This window comes from Microbacterium sp. BDGP8, assembly GCF_029991045.1.
GTDB classification, from domain to species: domain Bacteria; phylum Actinomycetota; class Actinomycetes; order Actinomycetales; family Microbacteriaceae; genus Microbacterium; species Microbacterium plantarum.
In genome coordinates, this window is sequence record NZ_CP120712.1 from 1,601,604 (window position 1) to 1,616,002 (window position 14,399).

A 14,399-nucleotide genomic window follows, 5' to 3' on the forward strand; every position below is an offset into this window, starting at 1 on the left:
GCGTCAGCGCTCGTTCTGCCGCGGGATCACGACCTGGCGGTAGATGATCAGGATGCTGGCTGCCACCGGGATCGCCACGAGCGCTCCGAGGAGCTGCCCCAGCGCGGCTCCGGCGAGGGCTGCGATGACCACCACCGCGCCGGGGATCGATACGGCACGGTTCATGATGCGCGGCGAGATGAGGTAGGCCTCGACCTGCATGTACACGAGGTACCAGATCGCCGCCCACAGTGCCGTCTGGGGTTCTGCGAGTCCGGGTATCAGGCAGGTGAGCACGATGATCGCCGACCCGGTGAGGGTTCCCACCAGGGGGATGAGCGAGAAGAAGAAGGCGATGACCGCGAGCACCGCGGGGAAGGGGGCTCCGATCACGCTCAGGAAGATGGCACTGAGCACACCGTTGATGACGCCCAGGGACACCTGGCCCATGACGTAGAAGCCGACGGATGCCGTGATCTGCTCGGCCAGGTCGATGAAGCGCGGCCGTCGCGAAGCCGGCACGAGCTGATAGACCGCAGCCTTCAGGTTCGGGGTCGACGCCGTGAAGTAGATCGTCAGGATGAGCACGATGACCGCGCCGGTGAACCCGCTGATGATGCCACCGCCGATCAGGATGATCGAGCCCGTGATCGACCCGCCGATCGCCCCGATGTCGAGCGAGTTGTACCAGTCGGAGAGGTACTGGAACAGCTCGTCGACGTTCAGCTGCGGGAAGGTGACGGTCAGCCAGTCCTTGACGGCGTTGACCGGGTCCCAGTCGCCGTTGGTGACGAGGTCCTGGATGGCGGCCACGAGCTGCGAGATCTGCGAGACGATGATCGGCACGACCATGAGGATGATGCCGGCGAAGGCCGCGAGCAGCGCTGCGAAGGTGATCAGGAGAGCTGCCCATCGTGGCAGGCGTCGCCGCTCGAGCCACGAGACCACCGGGTCGAGCCCGAGAGCGAGGAAGAGCGCGGTGCCGACGTAGAGAAGGATGGTCGAGAGGGTCTGGATGCCCCCGATGATCACGATGCCCACGCCGACGCCGAGCGTGGCGATCAGTGCAGTGCGAAACGGGTTCTGGATCTTCACGAACGCCTCCGGGGTCGAATCACTTCACTTTACGAGCCGCGCGAACTTTCGTTGGGAGGCGCCCCTTTCACGACCCTTTCAGGTCGTTTTGGATACTCTGGAACGTCGATCAAGCGTTCGGTGGTCCCGTTCCGAATGTGGAGAGGTGTTTCTTCGTGCGTTTCGTGTGGGCTGTCGTCGCCTTCGTCCTGGCCACCGTCATGATCGGGGCGGGTATCGCGCAGCGCACGATCCTGCGCGGGCCCGAGACCGTCACCGAGTCGGTGACGGTGACGGGAGACGCCCCCTTCACCCTCATCGACGGCGCCGTGCTCACCTCGCGCCCCGGCGCGCAGGCATTGAGCGTTCAGGGCACCGGGACCGTCTTCGCCGCATACGGCCGCACGTCCGACGTGACCGCGTGGCTCGCGCGCACCGATTACACGCGCCTCGGCGTCGACGCCGAGGGGGCGATCACGACTTCCCAGGTCGCGGCCGCGTCCGCGCCGACGCCGGATGCCGACGGCAACATCCCGGCGATGCCGTCACCGGTCGGGTCGGATCTCTGGCTCGAAGAGTTCCAGCGCGATGACGCGCTGACCACATCCCTGCAGCTGCCGCAGGACATGAGCGTCCTGATCGCATCGGACGGCACCGCGCCCGCGCCCGCCGACATCCAGGTGACGTGGCCGATCGAGTCGAACACGCCCTGGGCCGGCCCGCTGATCGTGGCCGGTGGGATCCTCCTCGCGTTCGGAATCGTCATGTACGCGCTCGGCTGGCGCCATCTGCGTCGCTCGCGCGGTCCGCGACGGAAGGGGCTTCCGATGAGCGCCACTCAGCCCATCGATCTCGCGACGGACGCGGAAGCGAAGGGCGTCATCTCGTCCACGCCGCCGCGACGCCGCCTGACACGCGGGCGTCAGGCTCTCCTCGCGATCCCGCTGGTCTCCCTCGTGGCGCTGACGGGGTGCTCGGCGGACGCCTGGCCCCAGTTGGCCCCGAGCCCGACTCCCTCGCCGACCACGACGGTCGTCGCCGACCCCGATCAGGCGCCGCCGGCGGTGACTCAGCAGCAGGCCGAGCGCATCCTCACGCGTATCGCGGAAGACGTCTCGACGGCCGACGCGAGCGCTGACGCCGCCCTCGCCGGCACGCGGCTCGCGGGGCCGGCGCTCGCGGAGCGCGAGACCAATTACACCCTCCGCTCCAAGATCACCGATCGTGCCCCGCTGCCGCCCATCCCGGCGGAACCCCTCGAGATCCTCCTGCCGGAGACGTTCGAGAAGTGGCCGCGTACCTTCCTCGCGGTCGTCGAAGGCGGCGAGGGCGCAGCTGACACGATCATGACGGTCAGTCAGCAGGATCCCTGGTCCAACTACAAGCTCGGCTACATCGCCGAGCTGGCGACCGATTCGTTCCCGGAACTCGCACCGGCATACCTGGGTGCCGCGCAGGTGGCGCCGGACTCGCCGTTCCTCGTCCTGCCGCCGAAGGACCTCGCGGCCGCATACGCCGACCTGCTGACCAACGGCGACGCGAGTCCGTATGCGGGCTTGTTCGAAGCGGACGGCGACGCCTTCCGTGCGGGCGTCACCTCCAACCGCGAGCAGATCGTCAACGACTTCAACCAGACAGGTGCGGAGACGGGCACGGTCTCGTTCACGACCCAGGCCGGGACGCAGCCGCCGATCGCCCTCCAGACGCTCGAGAGCGGCGCCGTCGTGGCGGTGACCATCACAGAGGACCACACGTTCAAGCCGAGCAATCCGGATGCCGTGATCAACGTGCCCGACACCAACCCGGTCGCGAGCGCGCTGACAGGAGTGTCGCAGTCGTCCACCGGCTTCACCACCACGTACGCGGACCAGCTGTTCTTCTTCGTGCCCGGCGCCGGCTCATCCGAGCCGATCCAGTTCCTCGGCTACCGTTCCAATGTCCTCTCAGCAAAGGTCGTATGAATGAGTGATCCTTCCTCCAACGCCGTGCTCCGTGGCGCGCTCGATCTGTCGTCGCTGCGTAACCGCCCCACGGGCCCGGTGCCCGCGTCGGCACCCGCCGGGCAGCCGTCCGAGAGTGCATCGAGCCTGATCTTCGACGTAACCGACCAGACTTTCGGTGAGGTCCTCGAGCTCTCGCGAACGGTACCCGTCGTCGTGGATCTCTGGGCGGAATGGTGCGGCCCGTGCAAGCAGCTGAGCCCCGTGCTCGAGAAGGTCGTCACCGAGCTGGCCGGTCGCGTCGTCCTCGCCAAGGTCGATGTCGACGCCAACCCGCAGCTCGCGCAAGGGTTCCGAGCGCAGTCGATCCCGATGGTGGTCGCGCTGGTGGCAGGGCAGCCCGTGCCGCTGTTCACCGGAGCGGTGCCCGAGCAGCAGGTGCGCGAGGTCTTCGCGCAACTGCTTCAACTCGCGTCTCAGCACGGTGTCACCGGCACCGTTCCCCTGGAAGGGGAGACGGACGCACCGGTAGAGGCCGCCGAGCCGCCGCTGCCCCCGCTGCATGCCGAAGCCTTCGCTGCGATCGAAGCGGGCGACTACCCGCGTGCGATCAGCGCTTACGAGCGGGCGCTCGCGGAGAACCCGCGCGACGCCGACGCTCAGGCGGGTCTCGGACAGGTCAAGCTCCTCGACCGGGTGCAGGGCGTCGACCTCGGTGAGGCCCGCGCCGCAGCCGCGGCCGCGCCGCACGATGTCGATGCGCAGCTGCGCGTCGCCGACCTCGATGTCGCCGGTGGTCACGTCGACGACGCGTTCGGCCGACTCCTGGATCTGTTCGCCGCGGTCGACGGGGATGCTCGATCGACGGTGCGCGACAGGCTCCTCGAGCTGTTCGGCCTCGTGGGAAACGCCGACCCGCGAGTCATCAGCGCGCGCCGGCGGCTCACCTCTCTGATGTTCTGAGGCGAACGCCGCGGGCCCGGGGTGTCACCGTTAGTGACATACCCCGGGCCCGCGGCGTTCGTTCAGTCTTCCGAGACCCCAGGTGCGGCGTCGGGAGCGTGGTGCAGCCACAACACGCCGAGCGGAGGAATCACCATGGTCGCTCGTCCGTCGGTCGCGTGCACGGTGCCGAAGTTGCCCACGCCGGAACCCCCGTATGCCTCGGCGTCGCTGTTGAGGACCTCGCGCCACGCGCCATCCGCCGGCAGTTCGAGCGTGTAGTCGTGCAGCGGTACTCCCGAGAAGTTGCAGATCACCGCGACGGTGTTCCCGTGGTTGTCGCGGCGCGCGAACGCCATGACGTTCGGGTTCCAGTTGGGCGCGCCGAGACGGCTGAAGGCCTCGCCGTCCGAATCGCGGGACCAGAGGGCGGACTGGTCTCGGTACGTGCGATTCATGTCCGCAACGAACGCGTGCAGCCCACGGTGCGCCGGCTGGTCGAGCATCCACCAGTCGAGCTCGCGTGATTCGGACCATTCCGACATCTGCCCGAACTCCTGCCCCATGAACAGCAGCTGCTTGCCCGGATGTCCCCACATGTACGCGAGGTAGGCGCGCATGTTGGCGAGCTTCTGCCAGTGGTCGCCGGGCATCCGGGTGAACAGGCTTCCCTTGCCGTGCACGACCTCGTCGTGGCTGATGGGCAGGACGAAGTTCTCGCTGAACGCGTAGACGAATGAGAACGACAGCTCACCCTCGTGGTGACCCCGGTACATCGGGTCTCGCTTGATGTACTGCAGCGAGTCGTTCATCCACCCCATGTTCCACTTGAACCCGAAGCCGAGGCCGCCCCACTCCGTCGGTGCGGTCACGCCCGGGAAGCTCGTGGATTCCTCCGCGATCATGGCGATGCCGGGGTAGCGCTTGTACGAGGTCGCGTTGACCTCCTGGAGGAACGAGACTGCCTCGAGGTTCTCACGCCCGCCGTGCACGTTGGGCTCCCACTGCCCCTCCTCGCGGGAGTAGTCGAGGTAGAGCATGGAGGCGACAGCATCGACCCGGAGGCCGTCGACGTGGAACTCCTCGAACCAGTACAGGGCGTTCGCGACGAGGAAGTTGCGCACCTCGTTGCGTCCGTAGTCGAAGATCAGCGTTCCCCAGTCGCGGTGCTCGCCGCGGCGGGGGTCCGGGTGCTCGTACAGCGGCTGCCCGTCGAATCGCGCCAGCGCGAACGAGTCCTTCGGGAAATGCCCGGGGACCCAGTCCATGATGACGCCGATGTCCGCCTGGTGAAGCCGGTCGATGAGGTAGCGCAGATCATCGGGTGAGCCGAAGCGGCTGGTCGGGGAGTAGTACCCCGACACCTGGTAACCCCACGAGCCGCCGAACGGGTGCTCGGCCAGCGGCAGGAACTCGACATGGGTGAAGCCCTGTTCGCGAACGTAGTCGATGAGCTGGTCGGCGGCGTCTCGGTAACCGAGTCCGGAACGCCACGACCCGAGGTGCACCTCATAGACCGACATCGGCTGGGAGACGGGCGTCGACGTGCTGCGCCGATCGAGCCACGCGGCATCCTCCCACTCGTAGGAGCTCGCGGCGACGATCGACGCGGTCGCGGGCGGCACCTCCGACTGGCGGGCCATCGGGTCGGCCTTATCGATCCATGCACCGTCGGCCGTGAGGATCTGGAACTTGTAGACAGCGCCGGCGTTCAGCCCCGGAACGAAGAGCTCCCAGACCCCGGAATCGCCCATCGAACGCAGCGCGTGGCCCTGGCCGTCCCAGCCGTTGAAGTCACCGATCACCCGGACCGCGCGCGCGTTCGGCGCCCAGACGGCGAACGACACCCCCGGGACGCCGTTGTGCAGGCGGACATGAGCGCCGAGGACGCGCCAGAGCTCTTCATGGCGACCTTCGCGGATGAGGTGCAGGTCGAGCTCGCCGATCGTCGGGAGGTGACGGTACGGGTCATCGGACACCCAGGCTGGCGCCTCATCGTATGTGGCCACCACCCGGTAAGCCTCGGGGCGTTCGTCGAGAGCGGCTTCCCACACGCCGGCGCGGAGGTGGCGGAACGAAGCCTCGGGCTGGTTCGCGAAAACGGCGGTGACCGTGCGAGCCAGCGGGCGGCGCACGCGGATCACCCAGCCGTCCTCGGTCTGGTGCGAGCCGAGCACGTCGTGCGGAGCGTGGTACGAGCCGGTGGCGACCGAGTCGAGGACGTGGTCTGCGGGGGCGTTCATCGGCGTTCCTTCACGTGCAGGATGTGCATGGGCTCGGCGAAAGCGTCGAGCCGCACATAGTTGTGGTCGTTCCAGGTCCAGACGGCGCCGGTGAGCAGATCCTCGACCTCGTACTCGTCGCCGGGGGCGACGCCCCAGACCGACGTGTCGAGGTGGACCGTCGTCTCGCGTGCCGAATGCGGGTCGACGTTGACGACGACGAGGATCGTGTCGTCCCTGCCGTCGGCCGTCAGTGCGCCGGGGAGATGCTTGGAGAAGACCACGATCGCCTCGTCGTCGGACCAGTGGAACGAGAGGTTCCGGAGCTGACGGAGCGCGGGGTGGGTGCGCCGGATCTCGTTGAGGCGCGTGAGGTAGGGAGCGAGCGACTCGCCGCGTGCCTCGGCGCCCGCCCAATCGCGGAACTTGTACTCGTACTTCTCGTTGTCGATGTTCTCTTCCGACCCCGGGCGCGCGACGTTCTCGATGAGCTCGTACCCCGCGTACACGCCGTAGGACGCCCCGGCGGTGGCGGCGATCCCGGCGCGGATCTTGTAGGCGGGGCGGCCGCCGTATTGCAGGTACTCGGTGAGGATGTCGGGGGTGTTCACGAAGAGGTTCGGACGCATGAAGTCGGCCGTGTCGTGGGCGACCGAGGTCAGGAACTCCTCGAGCTCCTCCTTGGTGTTCCGCCACGTGAAGTACGAGTAGCTCTGCTGGAACCCGGCCATCGCGAGGCTCTGCATCGGGGCGGGGCGGGTGAACGCCTCCGCCAGGAAGACGACGCCGGGCGTCTCGTCGGCAACGGTCGCGATCAGCCACTCCCAGAACTGCAGAGGCTTGGTGTGCGGGTTGTCGACGCGGAAGATCCGCACGCCCTGCGCGATCCAGTGGCGCACGACCCGCAGCACCTCGGCGCGGATGCCCGCGGGGTCGTTGTCGAAATTGACCGGGTAGATGTCCTGGTACTTCTTCGGCGGGTTCTCGGCGTACGCGATCGAGCCGTCGGGCAGCGTGGTGAACCACTCGGGATGCTCCGCGACCCAGGGGTGGTCGGGGGATGCCTGCAGCGCCAGGTCGAGCGCGACCTCGAGGCCCGCGCCGGAGGCCGCGGCGAGAAAGCCGCGGAAGTCCTCGAGCGTCCCGAGGTCGGGGTGCACCGCGTCGTGACCGCCCTCGGGGCCGCCGATCGCCCAGGGCGAGCCCGGATCATCCGGGCCGGCGGTCAGGGTGTTGTTCGGCCCCTTGCGGTGAGTGCGCCCGATCGGGTGGATGGGTGGCAGGTAGAGGACGTCGAACCCCATGGCGGCGACGGCGGGCAGGCGGTCTCGCGCGGTGACGAACGTGCCGCTGCGTACGGAGCCGTCGGAGAGACGTTCGGCGCCCTCGGAGCGGGGGAAGAACTCGTACCAGGCGCCGACGCCCGCGCGCTCGCGTTCGACGAGCAGCTCGTGCTCGTCGCCGACCGTCACGAGCGACTGGAGCGGGCGATCGGCGAAGACGCGCGCGAGATCGGCGTCGCGGACGACCGCGAGCGCATCGACCGCGTCGACCGCGGCATCCCGAAGTCTCGCGGCGGCCTTCTCGAGGATCTTGCGCTCGGCAGCGGGGCGGGACTTCTCTGCGGCAGCGCGCACGAGCAGGAGGGCGCCAGCCTCGCGCATCAGAGGAACGTCGACTCCGGCGGCGATCTTGATCGCGGCGGCGTGCTGCCAGGTGGCGAAGTCGTCACCGAAAGCCTCGTAGCGGAAGCGCCACACGCCCTCGGCGAGCGGGGCGACGAGGACGGACCATCGGTCGAATCCGTCGTTGAGGGGCGTCAGCCGGTGCAACGACTCACGTCCATCGGGCGAGAACAGCCGCAGATGCACACCGATCGCGTCGTGCCCTTCGCGGAACGCCGTGACTCGGAACGGCACGGCTTCGCCGGCGAAGGCGGAGGGACGGAACCGGCCACCCGGAACCGAGGGGGCGGGGCGCTGGAGCGGGATGCGTCCCGTGACCGTGTCGCCGGCCGACGGAAGCGGCGCGGCGGGGCGGCCGGGGATCTCGGCGGTGCTGCGGAACGGGGCGGGTGAGGTCGTGCGCGTCGTTGATGCCACGGCTCGAACCTATCGCGGTGGACGAGTTCGAAAAACGGGCTTGCGCCTCACTCCGCTCTGAGCAAATGCAACGTCGGCCCCGAGAGGGGGAGGCGGTCGCCCGGGGCGAATCGCGCGCCGTTCTCTCGGGGACGCTCGTCGGCGCTCGACCAGAGGGACACCAGAGATGACGCCGCGCCGACGGGTGGCAGCACGACCTCTGCGTCGTCCTCGCGGCCGTGGATGATGAGGAGCACGCAGTTGGCGGGTTCGTGCGCCGGGGTCGACGTCGCGACGTATTGGAGGGTGCGCTGCTCCGGATCGGTCCATGCCGCCTGCGTCATGGGCTGGCCCTGCGCGTCGAACCACTGGATGACGGATGCCTCGGGCACCTCGTCGTCCGGGGCGGCGTACCGCACGGGGCGCAGGGCCGGGTTCTCGGCGCGCAGCCGCGTGAGTTCCCGCACGTGCGCGAGCAAGTCGACCTGCCAGTCCGCGAGCTGCCAATCGACCCAGGTCAGGGCGCTGTCGTGACAGTAGGCGTTGTTGTTACCGAATTGTGTGCGGCCCATCTCGTCTCCGGCGGTCAGCATCGGCACTCCGGCAGACAGCAGGAGGGTCCCGACCAGGTTTCGGATCGCGCGATGCCGCGCGGACAGGATGTGCTCGAGCGCAGTGTCGCCCTCGGCGCCGTGGTTGAAGGACCGGTTCGTGTCTGCGCCGTCGCGGCCCTGCTCGCCGTTGGCGTCGTTGTGCTTGACGTCGTAAGAGACCAGGTCGCGCAGGGTGAAGCCGTCGTGCGCGGTGATGAAGTTCACCCCCGCCAGCGGACCGCGCTTCGCGCCGAACAGCGGCGCAGAGCCCGCGAGGTGCGTGGCGAGTCCGCCGACGCCGGCCGGTGAGGTTCCGGCTCGGCGCAGGTAGTCGATGTCGCTGAGCCAGAAGTTGCGGACCCCGTCGCGGTAGCGATCGTTCCACTCCTGCCATCCGTCGCCGAACCCGCCGGTGTGCCAGCCGCCCAGCCCGACGTCCCACGGCTCCGCGATGATCTTGTCGTCGCGCAGGATGGGGTCGTCGGCGATCGCCCGCAGCAACGGGTGGTCCGGATCGAACACGTGCTCGGCGTCACGACCGAGGGTCACAGCCAGGTCGAAGCGGAACCCGTCGATCTGCACCTCCTCGCTCCAATAGCGCAGAGAGTCGAGGATCAGTCGTGCGGCGGCGTGGGTCGACGTGTCGACGGAGTTGCCGCAGCCGGTCACGTCGATGTAGGCGCCGTCGTCCTGCTGGCGGTAGTAGCCGCGGTTGTCGATGCCTCGGAAGCTCGACCGCGGTCCGCCCAGCTCGAGTTCGGCGGTGTGGTTGTAGACGACGTCCAGGATGACCTCGATGCCGGCGGCGTGAAGAGCGCGCACTGTGCGTTTGAGCTCTTTCAGGACGGCGGTGGGGCCGCTGCGGCGCGCGTCCTGCGTGGCGTAGGCCGCGTGGGGCGCGAAGAACCCGAGCGTGTTGTAGCCCCAGTAGTTGGCCAGCCCCAGAGCGAGCAGCCGCGGCTCGCTCTCGAAGGCGTGGATCGGCAGAAGCTCGACGCTCGTGACGCCGAGCGAGCGGAGATGGTCGATCATCGCCGGGTGACCGAGTCCGGCGTATGTGCCGTGCAACGCCGGGGGGATGTCGGGATGCCGCTTGGTGAGGCCTTTGACGTGCGCTTCGTAGATGACCGTGCGGTCCCGGGGGACCCGCGGTTTACGGATGCCGCCCCAGTCGAAGCCCGAGTCGATCACGGCCGAGCGGTGATCGCCCGGGGCGCCCGAGACGACGCCGCGAGCGTACGGGTCGAGCAGAAGGGTCTGGGGGTTGAAGACGTTGCCCGCCCCGTGCGGTCCATCCACGCGCAGCGCGTACCGGACTCCCGGCCGCAGCGTCTCGATGTCGGCTGCCCAGATCCCGTCGCCGACGGGCTCGAGCGGTCGCTCGTCGACGGCCCAGTCGAGGTCGTCGTCATCGAACAGCACCACGTCGATCGATGTCGCCCGCTCGGACCAGACCCGAAGGGTGCCGCCGTTCTCGCGGAGCGTGACGCCGAGGTCGGTGAATCGGGGATCGTGCAGTCCGGCTGGGCTGGTGCTGTCGGGCATGCGATCTACAGTAATGAGCGTCGGTGAACGCCCGGGGAGGTCGGATGGTCGTCTATCTCGATCATGCTGCGACGACCGCGCTCCGCCCGGAAGCGCGCGATGCGTGGCTGTCGGCCCACGAGACGCTCGGCAACGCCTCGTCGGTGCACGGCGCGGGACAGGCGGCGCGCCGGCTCCTCGAGGATGCGCGCGATGCGGTCGCGTCGGCGCTCGGCTGCGAGCCCATCGAGGTGGTCTTCACGTCCGGGGGGACCGAGGCGATCAACCTGGCCGTCAAAGGGCTCTGGCTCGCCGCCGACGCCGGCGCCGAGTCCTCCGCGACCGGGCCGATCGTGCTGCCTGACGGCGAACACCACGCCACGATCGATGCGGTCGCGTGGCTCGCGTCGCGCTGGGGTGCCGCCGTGCGCCCCGTCGGTCTCGACTCCGTCGGCCGGATCGATCCCGCTCTGTTCGCCGACGCGCTGCCCGGCGCTGCTCTCGCGACCGCGCTCGTCGCCAACAACGAGGTCGGAACGCGCAACGATGCGGCGGCGCTCGCCCGGGCGGCGCGCGACGCGGGGGTGCCGCTGCACCTCGACGCGGTCGCGGCGCTCGGCACCGTCGCCCTCGACTTCGCGGCGTGGCGGGGCGGGGGCGCGACGCCCGACGGCCTCGTGGCCATGTCCGTCTCCGGCCACAAAGTCGGCGCCCCAGTGGGCACGGGCGCGCTCGTCGTATCGCGCCACGCGCAGCTGACACCCCTCGCGCACGGCGGTGGCCAGCAGCGGGGGCTTCGCGCGGGTACCCAGGATGTCGCCGGGGCGGCGGCGTTCGCGGCGGCGCTCGACATCGCCGAGGCCGAGCGCGCCCACGAGGCGGTCCGGGTCGAGCGCCTTCGCGGTCGCCTGATCGAGGGCATTCGATCGCTCGTGCCGTCGGCGGTCATCCTGGGCGATCTTCGCGACCGGCTGCCCGGCAACGTCCACGTGCTCTTCCCGGGCACGATCGGCGAGACTCTCCTGTTCCTCTTCGACACGGTCGGGATCGCGGTGTCGACCGGTTCGGCTTGCCAGGCCGGGGTCACGGAGCCCTCGCACGTCGTGCTCGCCCTCGGACGTGACGCCGACGACGCCCGCGCGGTGCTGCGTCTGACCCTCGGTCGCACGAGCACCGACGCCGACGTCGACGCGTTCCTCGCGGCCCTTCCCGAGGTGCACCGGCGTGCGGTCGCCGCCCGCGCCGGGCGTGCAGCCCGCACGTAGACTGGAGCGATGCGAGTACTGGCTGCGATGAGCGGCGGCGTCGACTCGGCGGTCGCCGCGGCCCGAGCCGTCGACGCCGGGCACGACGTCGTCGGCGTACACCTCGCGCTCTCCCGCGCGGGCGGCACGCTGCGGGCCGGCAGCCGCGGCTGCTGCACGATCGAGGATGCGATGGACGCGCGCCGCGCCGCCGACCTCCTCGGCATCCCCTTCTACGTCTGGGACTTCTCCGAGCGCTTCCGCGATGACGTCATCGACGACTTCGTCGCGGAGTACCGCGCCGGCCGGACACCGAACCCGTGCATGCGGTGCAACGAGAAGATCAAGTTCGCGGCGCTCCTCGAGCGCGCCATCGAACTCGGATTCGATGCTGTGTGCACCGGTCACTACGCCCTCCTGGTCGACGGCCCCGAGGGACGCGAGCTGCACCGCGCGTCGGATGCCGCGAAGGACCAGTCGTACGTCCTCGGCGTGCTCACGGCGGAGCAGCTCGCCCACACCTACTTCCCGCTCGGGTCGACGCCCTCGAAGGCCGAGGTGCGCGCGGAGGCGGCCGAGCGTGGTCTGACGGTCGCGCAGAAGCCCGACAGTCACGACATCTGTTTCATCCCCGACGGCGACACCCGAGGGTGGCTCGCCGAGAAGGTCGGCGCCGAGGCGGGCGAGATCGTCGACCGCACGGGAGCGGTGGTCGGACGTCACGAGGGGGCGCACGCGTTCACCGTGGGTCAGCGCCGAGGGCTCCAGCTGGGCGTTCCTGCGCCGGACGGCAAGCCTCGCTTCGTGCTCGAGGTGCGCCCGGTGGACAACCGTGTCGTGGTGGGTCCGAAGGAGGCACTGGCGACCGCTGAGATCGCGGGCGGCCGCTTCACGTGGGCCGGGCGGGCGCCGTCCGAGCGCGTCTTCGCCTGCGAAGCGCAGATCCGGGCGCACGCCGATCCGGTCCCGGCCCGAGCCGAGATCACCGAGAACGAGATCGTCGTGACCCCTGACACTGCCTTCGACGGCGTGGCTCCGGGTCAGACGGCCGTGATCTACGACGGCTCGCGCGTTCTCGGACAGTTCACGATCGACCGGACCGTCTCGGCCGTCCCGGTCGACGCCTGATCGAGCCGGCGGCGGCGCGCAGCGCGTCGCCCAGCTCCGTGTAGCGGAACCGGTACCCCGCCTCGAGGAGGCGCTCGGGGACGACCCAACGGCTCTTCAGCACGAGTTCCGGTTCGGTGCGCAGGAGCCACATCGCGGGTTCGAGCATCCACCGCCAGGAGGGAACGCCGAACGGCATCCCGACGGTGGAGCGCAGCTCTCGCATGAGGGTGCGGTTATCCGATGCGTGCGGACTCACGACGTTGACGATTCCCGCCATGTCCTCGTGCGCATCGACCCAGCGCAGCGTGCCCACGACGTCGTCGATGTGCACCCAGCTGAACCGCTGCCGCCCGCGCGTGCGATACCAGGGTGCGGTGCTCCCGGTCGGGTGATCGCCGATGCCGCGATAGCGGCGGTGCGGCATGATCGGACCGTCGATCTGCGGGCCGCCGAGGCCGACGTGGGCCAGCGTCAGCAGCATGGCGGTGGCGGGCCCCGGGCCCAGGACGATGGCCATCCGCAGGGCGACGCGGCGCGTCCGCGGAAGCTCGCCGTTGAAGAACGCCGCCTCCCATGCGCGTGCCACGTCGACGGAGAAGCCGCTCCCGAGCTCGCCGTCTGATTCGGAGTTCGGCCGGTCGGTCGCGTGACGGTAGATCGTGGCGGTCGACGCGTTGACCCAGAGTCGCGGCGGTTGTGCGGCCCGGCGGACGGCAGCGGAGAGGTCGCGCGTCGTCGCGACCCGCGAGCGCAGGATCTCGTCGCGGTTGCGATCGGTGTAGCGGCAGTCCACCGATTTGCCTGCCAGGTTGACGAGGAGATCCGCGCCGTCGATGAGGCGGGCCACGGCGGCCGCATCGTCCCACGTCCTGCCGGACGCGCGCCCGATCGTGTCGACGGTATAACCGTCGGTCGTGAGCGCGTCGACGATTGCGGTGCCGATGAATCCGGAGGCGCCGGCCACGACGGCGCGGGGGCGGGTGTTGCTCATACGGTCATCGTAGTAGTTTCTGAACATGTTCAGTACCGGAGGAAACGGTCCGCACGATCGGTCGATATACGAACGCGCGCTCGGGGGGGACCTCTCGCGCATGCCGCCCGTGCTCCGCGTCTACTTCGGCTCGATACCCGCGGGGTGCGTCGGGGTCGGAGAGGGCATCTACGACGAGGCGGGCTACTGCGGCCCCCGCTGGCTGCGGCCCATCGTCCGCTTGTTCGCGGGGCGCGGGGTGATGTTCCCCGAACGGGGTACCGACGTACCGTTCGTGGTCGTGAACACGCCCCGGCGGGACGATTCTCTCCACGCGGAGCGCGACTTCCTCTTCGCCGGTGCCCCGCGGCGCATGGTCGACGCGATGAGCTGCGCTCGAACCGGCGAGATCGTCGACCGTCTCGGTCGTCGGGGCGGGCTGGAAGTGCGCCTTCGCGCCGAAGCCGACCTCCGCGGGATGCGGATGCGGTCCGTGGGACTCGCCGTCCGATTGGGTGCGGCGCGGCTGCCGCTTCCTCCGGTGGCGGGAGTGGCCGTGACCGAGACTGCGGACCACGCGGATGCCGTGGCGCAGCGCGTCGAGGTGAGCGTGCGGGCGTGGCTGATCGGGGAGCTCTTCCGCTATCACGGTTCGTTCACGTACCGCATCCAGCCGGCCGACGGGAACCCCGTCCGCGGCGTCGTACCCCCTGCCTAGAC

10 protein-coding genes are annotated in these 14,399 nt (G+C 69.5%); 5 read left to right on the forward strand and 5 right to left on the reverse strand.

Going from position 1 to position 14,399, the window contains the following annotated elements; genetic code table 11:
* Nucleotides 1–3 precede the first annotated feature (3 nt).
* Nucleotides 4–1,074 (reverse strand): AI-2E family transporter, encoded by a 1,071-nt coding sequence (locus tag P6897_RS07785; protein WP_114589351.1) that lies wholly within the window; start codon nt 1,072–1,074, stop codon nt 4–6.
* A gap of 155 nt (nt 1,075–1,229) precedes the next feature.
* On the opposite strand from P6897_RS07785, the gene P6897_RS07790 reads away from it, so the two are divergent.
* Together P6897_RS07790 and P6897_RS07795 are read left to right on the forward strand one after the other, a co-directional pair.
* Nucleotides 1,230–3,014 carry a glycosyl transferase gene (locus tag P6897_RS07790; RefSeq protein WP_282502522.1) on the forward strand — a complete coding sequence of 595 codons (1,785 nt, stop codon included), beginning with the start codon at nt 1,230–1,232 and terminating at the stop codon, nt 3,012–3,014.
* Complete coding sequence (locus P6897_RS07795; protein WP_282502523.1) at nt 3,015–3,956, forward strand: tetratricopeptide repeat protein; 942 nt, start codon at nt 3,015–3,017, stop codon at nt 3,954–3,956. It begins immediately after the preceding gene.
* Between the two features lie 62 nt (nt 3,957–4,018).
* Here the strand turns inward: P6897_RS07795 and glgB are convergent, their stop codons facing one another.
* The 3 genes from glgB to glgX are packed head-to-tail and all read right to left on the reverse strand — an operon-like array spanning nt 4,019 to nt 10,376.
* Nucleotides 4,019–6,178 (reverse strand): 1,4-alpha-glucan branching protein GlgB, encoded by a 2,160-nt coding sequence (glgB, locus tag P6897_RS07800; protein WP_282502524.1) that lies wholly within the window; start codon nt 6,176–6,178, stop codon nt 4,019–4,021.
* Nucleotides 6,175–8,259, reverse strand: a complete 2,085-nt coding sequence (locus P6897_RS07805; RefSeq protein ID WP_282502525.1) for an alpha-1,4-glucan--maltose-1-phosphate maltosyltransferase — start codon at nt 8,257–8,259, stop codon at nt 6,175–6,177. The genes glgB and P6897_RS07805 overlap by 4 nt, the downstream gene beginning before the upstream one ends.
* A 47-nt stretch (nt 8,260–8,306) precedes the next feature.
* Nucleotides 8,307–10,376 (reverse strand): glycogen debranching protein GlgX, encoded by a 2,070-nt coding sequence (glgX, locus tag P6897_RS07810; RefSeq protein WP_282502526.1) that lies wholly within the window; start codon nt 10,374–10,376, stop codon nt 8,307–8,309.
* Nucleotides 10,377–10,420: 44 nt separating this feature from the next.
* Between glgX and P6897_RS07815 the strand changes: the two genes are divergently transcribed.
* Nucleotides 10,421–11,620: a cysteine desulfurase family protein gene (locus P6897_RS07815; protein ID WP_274178030.1), complete on the forward strand. Its 1,200-nt coding sequence runs from the start codon at nt 10,421–10,423 to the stop codon at nt 11,618–11,620.
* A gap of 9 nt (nt 11,621–11,629) precedes the next feature.
* On the forward strand, nt 11,630–12,727 hold the full coding sequence (mnmA, locus tag P6897_RS07820) for a tRNA 2-thiouridine(34) synthase MnmA (protein WP_114589358.1): 1,098 nt from the start codon (nt 11,630–11,632) through the stop codon (nt 12,725–12,727).
* Here mnmA and P6897_RS07825 read toward each other — a convergent pair.
* The gene (locus P6897_RS07825; protein ID WP_274177824.1) at nt 12,684–13,700 is read right to left on the reverse strand and encodes a DUF1731 domain-containing protein; all 1,017 of its coding nucleotides are present in this window, start codon (nt 13,698–13,700) and stop codon (nt 12,684–12,686) included. The two genes, mnmA and P6897_RS07825, sit on opposite strands and share 44 nt — an antisense overlap.
* Nucleotides 13,701–13,800: 100 nt before the next feature.
* Between P6897_RS07825 and P6897_RS07830 the strand changes: the two genes are divergently transcribed.
* The gene (locus tag P6897_RS07830) at nt 13,801–14,397 is read left to right on the forward strand and encodes a DUF4166 domain-containing protein (protein ID WP_274177825.1); all 597 of its coding nucleotides are present in this window, start codon (nt 13,801–13,803) and stop codon (nt 14,395–14,397) included.
* The last annotated feature ends 2 nt before the right edge of the window (nt 14,398–14,399 follow it).

Coding starts and splice junctions, on each gene's coding strand:
- P6897_RS07795 (WP_282502523.1), top strand. CDS start 3,015: ATGAGTGATCCTTCCTCCAACGCCGTGCTCCGTGGCGCGCTCGATCTG.
- glgB (WP_282502524.1), bottom strand. CDS start 6,178: ATGAACGCCCCCGCAGACCACGTCCTCGACTCGGTCGCCACCGGCTCG.
- glgX (WP_282502526.1), bottom strand. CDS start 10,376: ATGCCCGACAGCACCAGCCCAGCCGGACTGCACGATCCCCGATTCACC.
- P6897_RS07815 (WP_274178030.1), top strand. CDS start 10,421: ATGGTCGTCTATCTCGATCATGCTGCGACGACCGCGCTCCGCCCGGAA.
- mnmA (WP_114589358.1), top strand. CDS start 11,630: ATGCGAGTACTGGCTGCGATGAGCGGCGGCGTCGACTCGGCGGTCGCC.
- P6897_RS07825 (WP_274177824.1), bottom strand. CDS start 13,700: ATGAGCAACACCCGCCCCCGCGCCGTCGTGGCCGGCGCCTCCGGATTC.
- P6897_RS07830 (WP_274177825.1), top strand. CDS start 13,801: ATGCCGCCCGTGCTCCGCGTCTACTTCGGCTCGATACCCGCGGGGTGC.